This window comes from Mastigocoleus testarum BC008 (assembly GCF_001456025.1).
GTDB lineage: Bacteria > Cyanobacteriota > Cyanobacteriia > Cyanobacteriales > Nostocaceae > Mastigocoleus > Mastigocoleus testarum.
Genome location: NZ_LMTZ01000045.1, coordinates 63,325 through 82,647, shown reverse-complemented (window position 1 = coordinate 82,647; position 19,323 = coordinate 63,325). Strand labels below are relative to the sequence as shown.

The 19,323-nt window shown below is 36.3% G+C and carries 13 protein-coding genes; 8 read left to right on the top strand and 5 right to left on the bottom strand.

Features of this window, described 5'->3' with window-relative positions:
* The first annotated feature begins 785 nt into the window (after positions 1–785).
* The 4 genes from BC008_RS08700 (at position 786) to cobT (ending at position 3,726) form a co-directional block, all read left to right on the top strand.
* A complete protein-coding gene (locus tag BC008_RS08700) occupies positions 786–1,457 on the top strand; it encodes a Crp/Fnr family transcriptional regulator (RefSeq protein ID WP_027844366.1) in 672 nt (223 codons plus the stop codon).
* 77 nt (positions 1,458–1,534) lie between these two features.
* Complete coding sequence (locus tag BC008_RS52640; protein ID WP_072207703.1) at positions 1,535–1,654, top strand: helix-turn-helix domain-containing protein; 120 nt, start codon at positions 1,535–1,537, stop codon at positions 1,652–1,654.
* Between the two features lie 13 nt (positions 1,655–1,667).
* Positions 1,668–2,420: a DUF2232 domain-containing protein gene (locus tag BC008_RS08695; RefSeq protein WP_027844367.1), complete on the top strand. Its 753-nt coding sequence runs from the start codon at positions 1,668–1,670 to the stop codon at positions 2,418–2,420.
* A gap of 52 nt (positions 2,421–2,472) precedes the next feature.
* On the top strand, positions 2,473–3,726 hold the full coding sequence (gene cobT, locus BC008_RS08690; protein ID WP_027844368.1) for a nicotinate mononucleotide-dependent phosphoribosyltransferase CobT: 1,254 nt from the start codon (positions 2,473–2,475) through the stop codon (positions 3,724–3,726).
* A 609-nt stretch (positions 3,727–4,335) separates the two neighbouring features.
* On the opposite strand, the gene BC008_RS08685 is transcribed toward cobT, so the two are convergent.
* Entirely contained in the window at positions 4,336–4,713 is a 378-nt protein-coding gene (locus tag BC008_RS08685; protein ID WP_027844369.1) for a hypothetical protein, read from the bottom strand.
* Between the two features lie 1,792 nt (positions 4,714–6,505).
* On the opposite strand from BC008_RS08685, the gene BC008_RS08680 reads away from it, so the two are divergent.
* Positions 6,506–8,062 carry a mechanosensitive ion channel family protein gene (locus tag BC008_RS08680; RefSeq protein ID WP_235595829.1) on the top strand — a complete coding sequence of 519 codons (1,557 nt, stop codon included), beginning with the start codon at positions 6,506–6,508 and terminating at the stop codon, positions 8,060–8,062.
* A gap of 22 nt (positions 8,063–8,084) precedes the next feature.
* On the opposite strand, the gene BC008_RS08675 is transcribed toward BC008_RS08680, so the two are convergent.
* Both BC008_RS08675 and BC008_RS08670 read right to left on the bottom strand, forming a co-directional pair.
* Positions 8,085–9,746 carry a serine/threonine protein kinase gene (locus BC008_RS08675; protein WP_036266278.1) on the bottom strand — a complete coding sequence of 554 codons (1,662 nt, stop codon included), beginning with the start codon at positions 9,744–9,746 and terminating at the stop codon, positions 8,085–8,087.
* Between the two features lie 480 nt (positions 9,747–10,226).
* On the bottom strand, positions 10,227–12,656 hold the full coding sequence (locus tag BC008_RS08670; RefSeq protein WP_082650516.1) for a BamA/TamA family outer membrane protein: 2,430 nt from the start codon (positions 12,654–12,656) through the stop codon (positions 10,227–10,229).
* Between the two features lie 137 nt (positions 12,657–12,793).
* On the opposite strand from BC008_RS08670, the gene BC008_RS08665 reads away from it, so the two are divergent.
* Positions 12,794–14,164 (top strand): lipid-A-disaccharide synthase-related protein, encoded by a 1,371-nt coding sequence (locus tag BC008_RS08665; RefSeq protein WP_027841986.1) that lies wholly within the window; start codon positions 12,794–12,796, stop codon positions 14,162–14,164.
* A gap of 18 nt (positions 14,165–14,182) precedes the next feature.
* Here BC008_RS08665 and BC008_RS08660 read toward each other — a convergent pair whose 3' ends face one another.
* A complete protein-coding gene (locus BC008_RS08660; RefSeq protein ID WP_161938092.1) occupies positions 14,183–15,358 on the bottom strand; it encodes a pentapeptide repeat-containing protein in 1,176 nt (391 codons plus the stop codon).
* 738 nt (positions 15,359–16,096) lie between these two features.
* Between BC008_RS08660 and BC008_RS08655 the strand changes: the two genes are divergently transcribed.
* A complete protein-coding gene (locus BC008_RS08655) occupies positions 16,097–17,467 on the top strand; it encodes a pyridoxal phosphate-dependent decarboxylase family protein (protein ID WP_027841987.1) in 1,371 nt (456 codons plus the stop codon).
* 672 nt (positions 17,468–18,139) lie between these two features.
* Entirely contained in the window at positions 18,140–18,367 is a 228-nt protein-coding gene (locus BC008_RS08650) for a hypothetical protein (protein WP_235595828.1), read from the top strand.
* A 48-nt stretch (positions 18,368–18,415) separates the two neighbouring features.
* Here the strand turns inward: BC008_RS08650 and BC008_RS08645 are convergent, their stop codons facing one another.
* On the bottom strand, positions 18,416–18,952 hold the full coding sequence (locus BC008_RS08645; protein ID WP_027841988.1) for a peroxiredoxin family protein: 537 nt from the start codon (positions 18,950–18,952) through the stop codon (positions 18,416–18,418).
* Positions 18,953–19,323 lie beyond the last annotated feature (371 nt).

The following is a 19,323-nucleotide window of genomic DNA, read 5'->3' as shown; positions in this document are numbered from 1 at the left end:
GTGGAAATTACTTTAGCAATTACGACCTTTAACGACTACTACAGGTAAAACGATCAAGTTGAACGCGTTCATTTAGTTGCCGATGATTCTGTTTATATGCCTTAACTTTCTTTTGGATCACAACCATTTCCGGGGATACAGCAAAAGTTAATTTCAAGTTCTCGACACACAGTTGAGAATATTAGATCGCAACTGTTGTCAAGTCTTTATTTTGCAAAAATTAATTACTCTGAGGAATGTAAACTTTATGTATTTATGTTACGAATCACTTAAACATGTATTTTCTTTAGTACAAGATAACGGAAGTAAACCAATTATTCATATTAAGTTTCAAGGGAAAAAGACAAAACTTATGTCCTAATAGATACCAAAAGCAAACATAATGGATGATTTCTGCTGATACAGGTCGTCCGGGGCGTAAACACTGTGATAATAAAGGTTTAATCCCCTTTGAGGATCCTAATTTTTGCTTTGTTATAACTTTCATGTCGGAAATAGGATATCAAAAACAGTATTATGCCGTGCAGCACTTAGTCCGTCTACTAGATGAGGCACAATATTTTAACCGATTGGATACGTTTTGTTAAATATGGGTTGATGTAAAACATTTACTCAGTTTAAACCCATAAGTAAATATTTTTGAGTATTGGAAAAAATACCTTGTTTGTGAAAGTTGTGTAACATAGTTTAGCTTTCTATTTGGAGAATGCTGTGCTTTGATAGCTTAGGCTGAAAGTAGTTTTTTTGTTTGTTGTGTATATTGCAGCTTTAGTAAAGACGCCGTAATGGATGACTCTTGGATTCGTCATGCTCCTTTCTTTGAAGGACTATCAGAGGAAGTAATAGGACCAGCACTCATACATCTTGTTAGTCGCACTCATCCATCGAACCAAGTAATTTTATTGGAAAATGATTGGGGCGGCTCAGTATATTTTATTGTGGATGGATATGTCAAAATTCGTACTTACAACTTAGAAGGCAGAGAAGTAACCCTTAATATTTTAGGTAAGGGAGAATTATTTGGTGAAATGGCTGCACTCGATGAAGTGCCCCGTTCTACTGACGTGATAACTCTTACACCAACGGTTATTGGCAGTATGCCATCCCAGGATTTTGTCACATTACTGCACACAGAACCCCTTGCTGGAGTGAGGTTATCGCAGTTGATGGCAAGACGTTTGCGCCAAGTTAATCGGAGATTGCGCTTGCGAGAGTCTGATAGTCAGTCGCGAGTTGCAGATACATTACTATTTTTAGCCGAGGGTCAGGGTAAACAAGGAACATCAGGAACTGAAATTCCGAATTTACCCCATCGGGAATTAAGTAGTTTGAGTGGCTTGGCGCGGGAAACAGTTACACGAGTCTTAACCAGGTTAGAAAAGAAAGGTTTGATTAAGCGGGATCATGACTTCATCTGCATTCCCAACATATCAGCACTAGAAAAAATGATCGTGTAGCAATTATTTTTGAGGTCACAAATTAAGGTGGTAAGTTGAGGTAATAAATGAAAAATGACAAATGAGATTCGAACAGTTTGATACGAGAAACAGTTACACAGGCTTTAACTAAGTTACAAAAGAAAGGGTTGATCGAACAGAATTATGATTTTAATTTGATTCTTGATACATCAACCTTGGAAAAAATCATAGTGTAACAATTGTTCGGATATGAGCATTTCGGATTCTCTGCCAGATGAAACCGAAGGTAATTCCAGGGGATCGTCCTCCGGAGATTATCTGCAGTCACAAATAAATTTGAATAAAAACCTAAACCAACCAAGCAACCTGATTCAACCGCAATTATCCGTTGGAGCCCCGTTGCGGATGGTAGAAACTGCCTTCTTAGCTAGTACCTCCAGCTTGATTTGGTATCTCAACTACTACATTCCTTTGGGGCTATTGCGGATGTTTTTTCCCTTACCAATTGCCCTAGTTTATCTCCGTTGGGGTAAGCGAGCTTCGTGGATTTCGGCAGTGGTTTCCGGGTTGCTGCTGTTGGTTTTAATGGGACCGACCCGTAGCTTATTGTTCGTTATCCCTTATGGCTTAATGGGGGTCCTGCTAGGGGTTACTTGGAATCGTCGCGTACCTTGGAGCGTTTCTATTCCTCTCGGTGCAATGTTGGGAGCCTTGGGAACCTTTTTTCGTTTGTGGCTGCTATCCGTTTTAGCTGGTCAAGACCTGTGGGTCTACACCATATCCCAGGTAACAAATTTACTGGAATGGTTGTTTTTGAAACTTGGTATTTTAGCAACTCCTTCAGAATTAATGATTCAAATTGGAGTTATGGGACTAATTATGACCAGTAACCTTGTGTACTTATTTGTAGTGCATATTGCTGCTTGGTTGCTTTTTGACCGTCTGGGAAATTCTATACCCCGTCCACCTCGTTGGGTGCAAATACTCATGGATTATGAGTAATTAATAAATAAGGAACGGGTAGGGGAGGAAAAATAAGAATCTTTAATTACCAGTGATTCGTATTTATACTCAAACAGAACAAGCTAAAAAATGGCTGCAACAATACAGGGACTGTCAGCCTACTTTTGCTTGTGTTTTAGGATTTACAGAAACTGCCTTAATTCCTGGTATTTCTGCTGCGGGTAAAACTCCAGAAAATCGAAAATATACTGCTTGTGCAGATGCTGAATTTTTATATTATGGTGCAAACCATCAACCTAAATACCCTTTACCGCCCTTAATCGCAGGAGCTTCTCCCACAATTATTTCCAGGGCAATAATAGAATCACTAAATATACCACTTCATGTATTTAATACAGGATTACCTCAACCCCCCCCAGTACCGGTAATTGATGTGGGTGGCGTACCAGCAAGATGCTTGAGTCAGGGAAATGCAATGGAACTATCCAAGGTACAGCATTTACTAGAAAGAGGTTTACTTTGGGGAGAACGCCTAAGCAAACAAATTCACAACAGGTACTTGATTATTGGTGAATGTGTTGTTGGTGGTACTACCACGGCACTAGCTATCTTAACAGCTTTGGGTATTAATGCCGCTGGCAAGGTAAACAGCAGTCATCCAGTCTGTAATCACGAACAAAAATTACAGCTAGTGCAAACAGGTTTGGAGATGATGAATCAGAGAATATTCCCAGGAAGACAATTCTCTGACTTCCGTACTGATATCGTTCATCGCCCATTACAATTAATTGCTGCGGTTGGCGACCCCATGCAGGTTTTTGTTGCGGGAATGACAATTGCTGCTAGTCGTAACTGTGGCGTGTTGCTAGCAGGAGGTACACAAATGCTGGCTGTTTATGCTTTAGCGAGCGCGATCGCTCACGAAAATAATCTTAATTGGGAATCCAAACAAGTAGTAGTAGGTACAACACGTTGGGTTGCAGAAGACCCCACAGGAGGAACCGTTGAATTAGCAAAACAAATTGGTTCTCACGAATATAAATTCCTTCGCGAACACCAACGTAAACACCAACGTAAATTTACTGAAGAAACTACTGAAAAAACTATTAAAGAAAAAAACTTCAGAGAACAAACCCCAGTACTACTTGCAACTCAACTCTATTTTACTAATTCTCGCTATTCTCAACTGCAAATTTATGAACAAGGTTTTGTTAAAGAAGGTGTAGGTGCTGGAGGTCTTTGTATTGCTGCTTCTCTAAGTCATGATTGGCAACAGAAGCAATTTTTGCAAGCTATAGAAGGACAACTTGAACGTTACTACAGTCCTCCCTCGAACAATCGCTAATTTACAATCTCTCACACTTTGGATTTCCAATATCTCCAAGATAAAGATACTCTGCTAAAGTCTGCGCCTGTCTTACACTCCTCTGGGGTAGAATTTAGGCTTTTAGCAGAAATAATCTTTTAGGCTTGTTGCTTCAATCATTGTTCGCTTTGCTGATGCAGCATTTTATTGGGAAATATCTGTCTGTCAAATCCTATTTTTTGTTTGCGGTCAAAAGAGAGTCTGACGACCTAAATGAGACACATAAATCCTTTGAGCTCAAATTAAACGAATTAAAATTCAAACGCCAGAGACTGGGATCTATCACCCCATGTCCAATGCATCTAGCAACTTGCTTTATAGATATTTGCCATTTCGGCTGCACCAGATTGACTGTCAAATGTTAAGAAGTGACTAGCATATTGGGTTTACCATCTTTATTCCTATAGGATCTCTGGTTTGAAAACTATGGAGCTTAGAATTATGTTTTTTTTGTAAAGTCCTTTTAACTAAATTTACTTGTAATCGCTCACTATCTTTATGGTGGCAAAGAAAAAATGAGTTTTCTCTTGTCTTACTTACAGATAAATACTTTAGATTTCTAGGAAAAATATATGCTGTTGCTGCGCTTCAAGATTTAATCCTCTTGAGTAATAGCTGCTCTTCTAAAGCTGCAATACGATTATATGCAGCAGTTAATTGGGCTGTTAGCCGTTGAATTTGAATCTCTGGGGTTAACTGCTTTTCTCCACCATCTAGATTTCCTTCAGGATAAATACCATCACTCAATATGTCCTTGTGTTCCAGTTCTGGCTCTGTGTTGAAGCGTACGCTCGATTGATAGTTTTCAACATCGATGTTTTCCCACAGGTTTTGTATTGATTGTTTTCGTTCTGAATCACAACTAGATATAACTTGAGAAAGTTTTTGATCGAGTACTTCAATTTTTTGACAGAGAGCATCTAATTTATAACTCAAAGTCAGAATTTGTTTTTCTACTGATTCCATCTAATACACCAGATTAAATTGATTTGTTTCTATGTTATTCAATTAACTGCTTAAATTAACTATACTTACGATTTTTTTAACTTTTAAAATTTTTTTTTGGATTTGATAATTTAAATCAGTAATTAGTCATATAAATCAATATTTTTCTCGTCCTTTACCTGTATGAGTAATAAGCAAGATTAATTAAGGGATATTTCTTCAAAAAAAACTACAGATTATTTAACAAAATTTTAATTATCAATCATTCTCTTTGAAAAAAAGCTTTACAACCTCCTCATAGAGAGGATTTTCAATTAATATCCATAATCTATGACTGAATATAGCTTTAGTTTATAAAGCATGAAAAATACAGCAACTTATTGCACTTATTCAAGTTAAAATATAGGTAAATTTCATATTGGAAGCATTAAGTTCTCATAACAAAGTTTCTTGATTTTTAATAAATACACAAGTATTTTTAAATTGAACTTGGTATTAAATTATTTGATGTTTAAGCTATAATGGTAGATTGACAAGTTTAGATTTTCATATATTTCAAAAACTATATAAATAAAATATGTACTAGTCTATGAAATTATAGTTAAGACATTTTTTGTCAAGGTTTCATTAAGTTGTAATGAACTTAAACCAAGGTTGATATTCCGATACTAAGACTCCAAATGCTACAGAGTTCTTTCTCTTGTCAGGTAAGTGTATTTCATTGAATACTGAAAACCAAAAATACTGAGATTCAAGTATTAACTAAAACTTAAATTGCTTGTTGTATTTATTGCAAGCTGACTAATAACCTCAATTAGAGAAAATAAGTGCAATCCGTCATTAACAACAGAAAAGCCCACATAAAGAGACTTAAATAACGACCAAAAACTAATTAACTATATTGCTATATAGTTTAATCCATTGAGGATGTGATCAATATATAGAATTGATATTGTGCAGAGACTTAATACTTTCTTAAGTCCACTCTGTACCTAATTTTATTTCAGAGTAGAATATTTGGTCGATCTATCCTACAGTTTTTTGTACTTGCTGACTTTATGCTTGGTATAAATTAATATTAAGAAATTTATCGCCAATAATTACCACTCGGAAGAACTGGTCAGATCTACTTTGGGATAAACTTACGTGTTACACCTTATGTGAATTAGAAGCTGGAATAACGTAAATTCGTGGGAATAATCACAAATGTGATTTACGCCGATTCTTGAAACCTTTGATATAACAAAACTAAATTTAATTCACATTAGAAGTATATTAGAAATTCATAAAAATCTCGCGGGAGTTCGGAAACCCCGTACTTTATCCTACGAGGTGGCTGCACCGAATAAGTCGGGGAGGAAAAACGACACGGGACAAGAGGATTGTCCGTGGAATATTAACAAGAGTAAAAACAGTAGTGCGGGGTCGTTGACAAGTTTCTTAAAAGTCTTTCCACAATAGGAAGTCAAGTATTTTAACTTGAAAATTTCAACCTTAGACTTCAAAACTTGAAGACACATCTATACAAGTCAACTTCTATTGGTGAATGGGTAGTTTTTTCTACTGAAGCTGATAAAACATAAAAACTGATAGGAATTTTCGCTAAACTACACAATTGGGAAACATAAATTATTGTTTATCTTTCCTGCTATCAGCTCCTCCACAACTATTTGCTTATATGAGAAAGATGCGTTGTATTGGTATGCTTCCATACCGAAGTTACCTGAAAAATTCAACATTCAAATTTATCAGTATTGCGCTCCTTGGTTTTTTGCTCTCGTTTTGTTTCGTATCCAACCCAGCTTCGGCTCTATTGGATAACGATAAAACAGCTCCTGTTGTCGTTGATGGAAACAAACTTTTTAGACTTGCGGGTAGCGAGAATTTAGAACCTAAAGAAAGGGCTAAAAAAGTAAATCGGGAGCTAGAAAAATTTATTCAATCTGAAGAAGCACCGAGAGTTGAAATTGAAACAAAAGATCGATCTCCCGTAATCACGATCAACGGCAAAGATTTATTTACGGTTACTAATAATGATACTGTTCCACCTTATAACGCAGATCGTAAAGCACAAGCTAATTTTTGGCGACAAGAGATAACTCGAGCAATTAATGCTGCTCGAAGAGAAAGAAGTGCAAGTTTTATTCGTTATGCCTCAATTGTAAGTACAGTAATTGTAGTTCTAGGGGCTGTGTGTCATAAGCTTTTGGGTGGTTTATGGCAAATCGCACGTAATAGATTGACTCCACTATTGGGTTCAAATCAATCAACCGATGACGAATCATCTAATGGTAAGAATGATGAGGAGCAGTACAAAACATTCAATTTTCTTTTAAAATCTACTCTGATACTGGTACGAACAGCTTTATGGGTTGGCATAATACTTTACATCAGCAACCTGTTCCCATTAACTCGCCGGTGGAGTTTCAATATCACCAACCAGATACTGTATAGCCTTACGGCAAAGATTTTACCTTTTGGAGGAAAGTCTTCTTCGGTTATCGAGATACTGATTCTGGCTTGCTTATTTTGTGGATTATTTATTGTTGCAGGTGCAGCTACCAATATATTACGCTCTCGAGTTTTACGATTATTGCGAATTAGTCGGGGAGCACAAGAAGCTGCTGCAGTCGTATTTAAGTACCTGATAATTGCGATTGGAGGAATTATTCTTCTCCAAATATGGGGTGTAGATTTAAGTTCCTTAGCAATTTTGGCAAGTGCTTTGGGTGTAGGTATCGGTTTTGGTTTCCAAGATATTGCTAAAAACTTTGGTAGTGGAATTGTATTAATTTTCGAGCGTCCAATTCAAGTAGGGGATTTTATTAAAGTAGGAGACCATACAGGAACAGTAGAACAGATTGGTGCTCGCAGCGTGACAATTCGCACCTTAGATCGCGTTTCTATTATTGTGCCTAATTCTCGCTTCTTGGAATCAGAAGTTATTAACTGGAGTCACGGTAATCCTATTTCCCGCATCCATTTACCAGTAGGGGTCTCCTATAGTTCTAATGTTTATTTGGTAAAAACAGCTTTATTAGAAGCCGCTGCAAAACACTCAGAAGTTCTCAAGGTTCCGCAACCACAAGTATTTTTTAAGGGATTTGGCGATAGTTCTTTAAACTTTGAATTACTCGTCTGGATAGATCGACCTCCAAGTCAAGAGTACATAAAAAGCGACCTCAATTTCTATGTAGAAGCAGCCTTAGAAAGACATAAAATCGAAATTCCATTTCCTCAAACAGACGTACATATTCGTTCTGGAGAGTTACCAATTCAAATATCCCCAGAAGTAGAACAACTTTTGAGGTGTTCACTGAATATGAATAATGGTAATTCTACTCGCAATGATAGAGATTCTGGATATTAAAGCATATGTCTTCCAACAGCATTTAATTTGTTGGTACTTCCACAGAGGAAGGATTAAAATCTGAGTTTGATTTAGTTTGAGTATTTGATGGTAGCGTTGGTACAACTACAGGATTAGAACCTGTTGTTTTGGGTTTGGCTTGAAACTTGGAGTTCACATTTTTTTCTGGAGATGCTGATTTTTCTCGAGCAGATGGAGACTGACGAGATTCTCTGATTTGTCGCAGTCTCTCTATTAAAGATGGGGAAGGGGATGTTTTTGGTTTAATTGGTGACCGTTCGGAACTACGAGGTTGGATATTTTTTGCTTTTACATTTGTTGACTGAGATGAAGTATTTGTAGTGTTGTTGTAACTCGATTTTCCTGATGCTTCTTCTGAAGTAACCTTATTAATTTGCAACTCTTGTTGGCTACTATTTGCAGTTTTTGTTGAATTTCTATTTGGCTTTGAGTTTCTTTGGTTATTAGTGTTGCGTGTAACCTTCGTAGTGGACTTTGTTTTCTTTGCTGGTAAATCTTTAATTTCTGGTTTTGATAATTTCGTTACATTTTTATTCTCATTATTATTTTCAGATTCTCCTATCATCGGATTGCTGAAAGACTCAGAAGGCTGTAGTTGGTTTTGGGAAGCCATTTTAGTTACAGCAAAACTAGTGGTAGCAGTAACTACAGCCACTCCAGCAAAAATAAACACCTTAGGTGATAAATTTTTTTTATCTTTGGGGCGAGTATTTCGATCTGATTCTGATACTGGATAATTAACGGCAAGTTTACTATGCCTTTCTGGCTGGGGTAAATTTTCCGGATGAACTTTAGCAGATAAATCGATGGTTTGTACCATATGTGTTGGTACTGGTTGAGCAACATAACTACTTTCGCTACTTGGCAGTAATTTTAGCCAGTCATCAATCGTTTGGGGACGAAACTTCGCTTCTACAGCCATCCCACGCATCACTGCTTGATTTACTGCTGCACTTAAATGAGGTTGTAGTTCCCTTGGTGCGGGCATTTTTTCTCTATCCCGCAGTAAGGCTGGTAGCGGTATACTTCCTGTTAAGAGTGCATATAAAGTTGCAGCCAAACCATAAATATCTGTTGCTGGGGTACGAGTCGCATGGGAGAGATATTGTTCGATGGGAGAATAACCCTCGGAAACCATGCCAGTATGTGTCTGTTTGACGCCGTTATTAAATTCTCTAGCTATACCAAAGTCAATTAAAACTACTTCCTGAGTTTCTCGGCGTAAAATAATATTATCTGGTTTAATATCCCGATGTAATAAATTATTTTTATGTACAACCTGTAATGCAGCAGCAATTTGCCGGATATAGTGAACTGCTGTTTTTTCTGGTAAAGGAATATTGGGCAGAACAAATGCTTCTCCCAATGTCTCTCCATCAATGTATTCCATTACCATGTAAGGCAATCCATCTTCGACAAAAAAATCACTCACCCGGACAATGTTTGGGTGGCTGCAAGTTGCTAGTCTTCTTGCTTCATCTTGAAATTGGCGCTGAAATTTAGCAAAATCAGGATGTTTTTGGAGTTTTTGGTTGATTGTTTTTATTACTACCTCCTGATTTAAGTATTCATGAGTTGCTTTGTAAGTAATACCAAAGCCACCCTTACCTATTTCTTGGTTTAGAGTATATTTTCCACCCTGCAAGGTTGTACCAACTAGCATAGTGATTTAAAGTGTTAGATTTGCAATTGATTTTAAAAGTTAGTCTAGGCAGTCTATTTGATTTTAGAGGAGGGCTACCAGTAAGCCTAGTATTCTAAATTAAAATCCAAGATTAAAATCCAAAATTAAAGTTTACAGAATCAAAGTTTACAGAATTAAAACCTACAGAATCAAACTTTAATCTTTGGATTCATCAGTTGCTGAAACAGAAACTAGGATTGAAAAACCAGCATTTTTGCTGTTTGTGATAGTTAAGATGTAAACCCTCAATTGTTAATTAATTCAATCGGGGCAATTAGAATTACATGCGTAATTAGACTGACATCATATTACCTGCTTTTTCTGTTACGGATATAAATTTAATATGATTTTTCAATCTAGATATTTCCCAACATTATTTATTACGGTTGCCAAAAAATTATGCGCTAAAAAAGTGCACATAATCATATCTAAAATTAACATTTAAATCTGTATAAGATATCAGAATCTGTGACCAAAACCAAAATGTAGTTGGCTTTCTCCTTGATCGGTAATACCATAATCAGCGCGAATTAAGCCTAGGGGAGAGTTCACTCTAATACCTGCACCAACTCCAAAACCACTACCAGGCTTACCCCTTGCTCCTGCAGGATCTGCCAATACAGTATCTCCGGAACCAAGATCCGATGCAAAATCAGCAAATACTACTCCACCGAGGGATTTTACAACGGGAAGAGGAAAACGATATTCAGCAGAAGCAAGTATATAACTGCGACCGCTACCAACTTTACCTCCACTGTAACCGCGTACTGAGTGGGAACCACCTAAATTGAAGGTTTCATAAGGTGGTAAGTCGCCAATTACAGTACCTGCTTGGGCGTTAAAGGCAAAAACTTGAGTTTTGTCAGATTTAAATAACTTTACTGGTACGTACTGACTGTAATTGGCTTGCAGGCGATTCATGGAAATATTACCTAGTCCCAAAGGAATAGATTGTTCGGAACTTAGGGTTAAAACAGAGCCTTTTGTAGGATTAATAAGATTATCTCTTTGGTCTTTTGTCGCACTTAAGGAAACAGTTGTTAAATCGTCTACACCAGTACCACTTAAAGTTAGTGGGTTGTTGAGTTCATCTTTAGCGGTAACTCGACCTTTGCGATCGCGAATACTAGTACGGGTGTAATTTAGTCCCAAGGTCGCATTCCAATCATCAATTGGTTTTTGCAGTTGGAAGCTTGCTCCAAATTTACCTTGGCGTACTTTGTCTCCGTTGACTAGTTTAATTTCATCATCAAATGTTTCGGAAAGTCCGCGACGACGAAAAGCATTAATACTGTAACCCAAACGATCGGGATTGCTGGAGCGATAGGGGCTAGTAAATTTAGCATCAAATCCTAAATGGCGTCTACCTGCTTGGACATTGACTCCTAGATTATCGTTGGTACCGCGAACATTTTGGTCGCGATAAGTAAAGGTACCCACGATACCTTGATCGGCGTTGAAATTACCACCCAAGTTGACAGAACGGGCTCCAAGTTCTTTAAGTTTATAAATTACATCAACTTTATTTGCGTCACCATCTAAGGCTACATTGGCACTTTCAAATAACCCTAAACCATAAAGTTTTTGCAAATCTTGTCGTACTACTTTATCTTGAAAAACTGCACCGGACTTTAACTGCAGCTGTTGTCGTAAAAAATCAGGTTTTGTTCGACCTTTTACAGCTTTACCTCGATCGCTTACGGTTTCACCTTCCTCATTCACAAACTGAAATTTAATCTCACCTACTACCCCTTCTGCGACCTGTAGAGTTAAACTTCCTTGGGGGTTGGGTTTAATTTCTAATACTCTTGCCAAACTGTAACCGTTGTCTTTATACCATTGATTAATTTCTTTAACGGCATTTTTTAGCGTGGATGGACTAATGGGTTGACCAATTTGGGATTTAAATGGCTCAATTGCTACTTGATATTTCAATGCTTTCGCACCGGAAAGCTGCAAAGAGCGAACTATTAAAGGTTCGACTCGATATACCACTTTTAAACCAAACTCAGTTTCACCACTGCTGACATTGGCGTTACTAAATAAACCAGTATTCAAAATTGCTGTTACATCTTTTTGTAACTGACTTTGGTTTGTATCTCCACCAACTTGTGTTTTTATGACTTGGCGAATTATTGCTTCTAACTCTTGTGTCGCACCAACTACTCGTACCTCGATTGCTGGAACTACTAAATCATTATTGTCGGGAATTGTATTATCGCGCTGTATTTGAGGTGTTTGTGTAGTTTGCTTGATATTTGAAATATTCTTATCGGAAGTATTTTGATTTGAAATACTTTGATTTGAAATGCTTTGAGTTGAAGTGCTTTGATTTGAAATATTTTGAGTTGAAGTACTTTGATTTGAGGTGCTTTGATTTGAAATGCTTTGAGTTGAAGTACTTTGATTTGAAATATTTTGAGTTGAAGTGCTTTGATTTGAGGTGCTTTGATTTGAAGTAGTTTGAACTGAAACCTGTCGATCTGAAATATTTTTTTTAATTTCTGGAGAAGAGGAAATGACAACAGGAGAATTATCTATTTCTCTAGATTTGTTAAATTTATTTGATTTGTTAGATTGCTTAGATTCAGATACTTCTTGGTTTTGAATTTCTTCAACTTTATTCTGAATTCTCCCAATAACTGGCAAATTGTTACTCTTTCCACTTTCCACCCGAGAATGATTTTGGGAAAATTGTTGGACTTCTTCCGTTTCTGGTGCAGCAACATTTTCAACCTGCGGTGGTGTTTCTTCGGTTGTAGGAACCACAACACTATCAGCTGATTCTTTTTGGGCTTCATGATTCGGAGTTGCAGCATTTACTTTCGTTGTAATGTTGCTAGCCGCTAAAGTCGCCAATGTAAAAATTGTTGCCGAAGAAACTCGCATAGTTATAGTCCGATCGATTAGGAGTTAGTGATTTGAGGCTAGACAATGGGAATAAGACTAACTTCCTTAATGATTCTTTGATACCCGTTCTCTTCCTCTTACCCTTAAAGACACTTATTTTATAAACTTTGTTTCTTATGAATGATTTATCGCCGTTACCCTTAGTTTCCGACCCACAAACTACATCATCTTCCTTGCAGTTATTGGTTTTGAGCAATGGTCATGGCGAAGATGTAATTGCCGGATCGATTTTACAAGAATTACAAAAACAATCCCATCCCCCAGATATTTACGCCTTACCTTTAGTTGGAGAAGGAAAAGCCTACCACAAATTGGATATTCCTTTGATTGGTTCGGTACGCACTATGCCTTCTGGTGGGTTTATATATATGGATAATAAGCAATTAATACGCGATGTACGTGGGGGCTTAGTACAACTAACCTGGAAACAAATTAAAGCAGTCAGACAATGGGTTAAAAGCCAGCAAAAACTAGGTCAAAAGGCTGCAGTGTTAGCAGTTGGGGATATTGTCCCCCTATTATTTGCTTGGGTTAGCGGTGCCAATTATGCTTTTGTTGGTACAGCAAAATCAGAATATTACGTCCGGGATGAGGTTGGGTTGCTCGAGCGTACTAAAAAAGGTTCAGCCCGTTGGGAAAACTTTTCTGGTTCTATTTACCATCCTTGGGAAAGATGGTTGATGAGTCGTTCCCGTTGTAAAGCGGTGTTTCCTCGAGATTCTCTGACAACCGAAATATTACATACTTGGAAAAATATTCCTGCTTTTGATGTGGGTAATCCGATGATGGACGGCTTAGAACCAAGATTTCCTACCCAAAATTTATATCGAGGCGATGGAGAACTCAAAGAAATGGAACGTCCTTTAATCGTAACTCTTCTTCCCGGTTCCCGTTCTCCCGAAGCTTATGCTAATTGGGAAGTAATTATGAATGCTGTCTCAGAACTAACGGATTGGTTCCGAGAACCTGAATTAGTTACTCATACTTCAAAAACAATCATATTTTTAGGCGCGATCGCACCAAACTTAGATCTGAATACTGTATGTCAAAGTTTAGAAAATCAGGGTTGGCGTTCCTACACAGAATCTCCAATCCAAATTCCCGACTCCCATATTTTGACCTTTAAACAAAAAAATGCTTATACAATACTGACTCAAAATGCTTATAATGAATGCTTACATTTAGGAGACTTAGCGATCGCCATGGCGGGTACCGCTACAGAACAATTTGTGGGTTTAGGTAAACCAGCAATTACCATTCCCGGTAAAGGTCCCCAATTTAATCCTGCTTTTGCTGAAGCCCAAAGTCGTCATTTAGGATCGTCGATAATTTTAGTCGAACAACCAGCAGATCTCACAAAGAAAATATGTTCTCTATTAGAAGATCCTGATAAGTTTCATCTTATTGCTAAAAATGGTGTTCGCCGTATGGGTAAACCTGGAGCTGCAAAAAGAATTGCTGAATGCTTATTGGAACAATTCAGTTGACAATAGCTAATTCTAAATTCAGGTAAAAATTGCCCCACGTTTAATTAGATCGCGCTTGGTAGATTCAGAAATTCCCAGGTTGTGACCAAATTGGGCATTATTAACATTTACATTACTAAGGTTAGCGTTACTCAAGTTAGCACCTTGAAGCTGAGCGTTACTCAAGTTCGCATGTTGTAGTTGGGCGTTACTGAGGTCAGCATCAATTAGGTAACAGCCTTCTAATTTGGTATTAATGAGATTGGCATCTTGTAATTGTGTGCTACTGAGGTTCGCACCACTCAAGTCTGCTTCTTCTAACTGAGAAGTAACCAGATTTGCACCGCTTAAATCACTATAAATCAGATTAGCACCGCGAAGTTGCGCCGCTTTGAGATTTGCAGAAGTAAGATCTGCTCCACTGAGGTTTGCACCAATTAGTTTAGCCCGGATTAATTTGGCACAAATCAGATCTGCACCTTCAATTAGGGCGTTAGTGAGGTTTGTACCTTCAAGTTGGGCACCAATAAAATTAACATTTTCTAATAATGCATTACTGAGATTTGCGTCTTGGAGCAATGCTGTGCTTAGGTCTGCACCCTCAAATTGCACGTTACTGAGGTCTGCACCTCTAAAGTCAGTATTACTAAAGTTGGTACCTTCAAGTTGAGCACCGATAAGATTAGTGTGACTGAGGTTTGCATGCCAAAAACTACTCGCAGTAAGTTTAGTTGTGCTGAGATCGGTATTAACAAAATTCCTACTACATGAATCGCAGTTTATAAGATTTATTCTATTATTTTCATTTTCACTGCTACTCTTTTTCCCAAGAAAATTCAGAGCAATTTGAATATCTTTGGTAATCCGAAGATTTTCTTTATTATCCTTTATCTTCGGAATAGGAGAATTCTGCTTTACGTAATTGGTGATAGCTTCCATTGTCTGCCAATAAAGTTGAGGTGAATCTTGAACGACAGATTCTAAGGCATGAATTCCAGATATTCTTGTATTGATATTTGTGCTTTGTAATTTTTCTAAATTTATATGTAAATCGCCTTGAGTTGCTCCCTCATTTTTAACTTTTAAATCTTTGTATGTAACTTCTTTTGACTTAGATGTAAATTTTTCTATTTTTTTTCTATTTCTTAAAAAAGCATAAATGATTACGGAAAATATACAAAAAAATATAATATTGATTGAATTCGTAAAAAACATGACATATATAGAAATTGTAAAAAACAATAAAATAAACAAAAATTTTAAAATTTGAAGATTGAGTAAATATCTATATGATTTTGCATCACGGTATATTAGCCAATTTTGTATATGGTTATTCATAACATTTATGTAATCAAAAATTGAATCTAATTTTTATCAAAGAACAGAAGTCATATAGACGTAAAGTCTAGTTTTATACAGATACCAGATGATTATTATTTAGTCACGAAATTGTTATTTCAATAACATATTCTAAGATTATTTACCAACTTACAATGATTAATTTGTATAACAAACATTCAGTTATAAAGTAGATATTTAAAATTTGATGAATAAAATATAGTGAAAATATATTAAATCAAATTCGAACCAAAATATTTAGCTCGAACGATAGGTGAAAAATAATTTATGCTTCCCAAGATACGATTTATATGAGTCAGTAAAAATAATTTGCGTACATTTCCGTAAATTCAAAACAAGTAATCTTAAAATAAGTAATTTGACTTGTTTGAGTAACACTGTTGCAAAAATAATCGCAATCATCTAGCCAGTATGATGAGCAGTTAAAAAAAATTCATTTTTATAATATTTCAGTAGTAATGACTATGAATATAGGATAGTAATTGCTGGTTATAAGCAGCCTCAGTAAAATCCTCTATTAGCTCCAAATATTTACTAATCTCTTTATTTTTTGCTCACCCCATATACCGAATTACTCTGGATACACAGAAATAAATGACTTTAGAAAAACAAAGCCTCAACTTACTCCAAGAAGCTTTAGAAAAACTTGATTATGGTTTCCAAGACCTTCCCGAACTCGATCCAACTCCCGATCTAGAAACAATTAAACCTGTTTTGCTCCAAGTTGCAGCCCGCATGCAAGATAATTTCCCCTACCATCATCCTTTATATGTGGGACAAATGCTCAAGCCACCAACAGCGATCGCCCGTCTTGCTTATATGCTGTCATTGTGGATTAACCCCAACAACCACGCTCTTGATGGGGGACGCAGTAGCTCGGTAATGGAAAAAGAAGCAGTTGGGGAAATTGCTCGAATGTTTGGTTGGGAAATCCACCTGGGACATTTGTGTAGTGGTGGAACTATGGCTAACCTGGAAGGTTTATGGGTAGCAAGTTTAAAGCAACATCCAAAAAGCAAAATAGTAGCTTCTTCTCAAGCACATTACACCCACCAAAGACTTTGTAACGTTCTACGTCTTCCATTTCAAAGTGTGAAGTGTGATAACCAAGGACGCATGAATTTGAGCAACCTGGAAAAACTTTTAGATGGAGAGGATATTGGTACAGTTGTAGTTACACTGGGTACCACAGCCACAGGTTCTGTAGATCCATTACCAGAAATTATTGAGTTACAGTCCAAATATAATTTCCGTATCCATGTCGATGCAGCTTATGGCGGTTATTTTACTTTAATCGATAACTTAAGCGATCGTACCCGCGCTATTTTTGATTCGATTTCACAAGTTGATTCTATTGTTATCGATCCCCACAAACACGGATTACAGCCTTATAGTTGTGGCTGTATTTTATTTAAAGACCCTGCAGTGGGTCAATTTTATAAACATGATTCACCCTACACTTACTTTAGTTCCCAGGAATTACATTTGGGAGAAATTAGCCTAGAATGTTCCCGTCCTGGCTCAGCTGCTGTAGCATTATGGGCAACTCAGAAATTACTACCAATGATTCGAGATGGTGAATTTGCGATTGATTTGAGTAAAGCTAGACAAGCTGCAATCAATCTATTTGAAAAACTACAAAGCGATCATAAATTTATTACTGCTTTCCCACCTGAGTTGGACATAGTAATCTGGGCTCCAAAAGCTGACAAGGTCAGTAAAGCTTCACTACTATCCCAAGAAATTTTTGAAAAATCTGCAGTCCAAAATTTACATTTAGCCTTAGCTAAGCTTCCCATTGAGTTTTTTCAGCAGGGAGATCAAATAGATATTGAATGGGATGAAAAGTACATTACCTGTTTGCGCTCTTGTTTGATGAAACCAGAACATCTTGATTGGTTAGAGCGAATTTGGGAGATTTTAGACGCAGTAACAAATGAGGTATTGAAAACAAAAAGATTTTGAGGATTTATGGCGTTAAGCGCAATTAAATTCTTAGAATATACACTTTTTTGTAGATTTTTCTTGAGTCAACCTTACAAAGATTTACATGTAAGATTATTTTCTGAAATTTATTTTCCCAAAATTTATCTTCCTACAGTTAATTTCTCTGGAATTGGTATAGAGCTTAACTGTTTTAGTGTTTAAACTTGAGCGTTTGTTGAGTTTTTTATCAAATCAGACATAATTCTTAAAATTTAATCTTTTCTTTAGATTTGTCATCTAATATTTTTATAGAGATAGTTATTAGGCAAAGATAAACTAATTTTCGTCTTTAAGAAGGTCTTCAAAATTTATCCGAGAAATAAGTACTACTTTGCTCGATACAAACAGAAAAAATCAGAAGAGGTAGGTGAAGAATATAGCCAAACAAAGAAATATTATTTTCTCACTTTGATAGCTTTGTTTTTTACTTTTTCAATAATTCTTGACTTTTACTGCTCAAAATATCTCTAAATATAATTTTTGTTTTCTAAAACACTAATGTCATACATGTATAAATTTATGATGACATCTAAAAATTAGAAACAAAGAAAAATATTTATCAAGATTTCTGTTGATTCTTACACAGTTATCTGTCAATAGCAAAATTATACAAACTGCAAAAATTCAGTATTTGCAGTGGGAGTAGGTCCCGTGAAAAATTCATCATCAACATTGCGACATTTGTGGTCTGTAGTTGAAGAAACTCAAGCAAGTATCCTTCTTGAATTTAGCGATACTGAACTAATCGAACAACTGCTAGGACAACTTGAGGAAAAAAGATTAGATCGGGTAGAAGCAAAAACGATTAAGACATATATTCGTTCTAGACTTCCTTTGATCCGCGACATAGCTGCTTCGAGACAAATGAGCAGCGTATGAAGAATCAAAAATATGAAGAATTAAAAAATAAACCAAAAATAAAGTATTTCAGTCGAATTGCTTTAATAAGGTATCAATAGCAGCATTAGACTCGAAGAAAGAAAATAAGTGTTTGTAATGTAGTTTTCTATCTTGGTCTAAAACAAATTGTGCTGGTAAAGGTGCCCCTAATGCTTGTCCAACTTCGTAAGAGCGAAATACACGACAGCTAGGATCGCTAAGTAAAGGCATTTGTAAGCCTAAATCTTGTACAACTATTTTGCTTTGTCGTTCGTCAGTACTGCTAATTAAGAGAACTTCTATGCCCCGGTCTTGAAATTGTTCGTAATTATCTCTCAAGGCTTTGATGTGAGGGAAACAAAAGGGGCAATATTGGTTTTCTGTAAAAATACGTGTAAATGCCAGTAATACTGGCTGTTTACCTTTGTACTCTGATAACTTGACTGATTTACCATTGGTAATATCTGGTAATTTAAAGTCTGGAGTTGAATTTCCTAATTGAAATCTATTGGTGGCAGGAATAGGAAGGAAATTATCCAGGAAACGTTTGTTAAGCAAACCGCTAAAATCACTTGGATTAGGCATAGTAAAAATATTTTTAATTTATCCTGGCAGTTAAAAAATTTATTTTTTTATTCCTAATTTTGCAACTCTGTAAATATGAATCTCTGTAGAGATGAATCCTGAGATTTTTTATACTATTTTTACTGTTTAATTTGTCTTGAGTTAATTAGTTAGCTTTTGAGACTGGATCAAAATTCAACTTTCAAGACTTCAGATAATTTAAATATTTAAGATATGGCTTTGATACTTTCTTCAAGAATATTTAATTCAAAAATATTTAGTTCAAAATAATTGCACAATTGTATCTCAAGGATAGATATATTTGCCGTCAGGTTTTGCAGAAGCCAAAAATGATAGTGTTACACTAAGCAGGATTTATCGACAATTTCCCA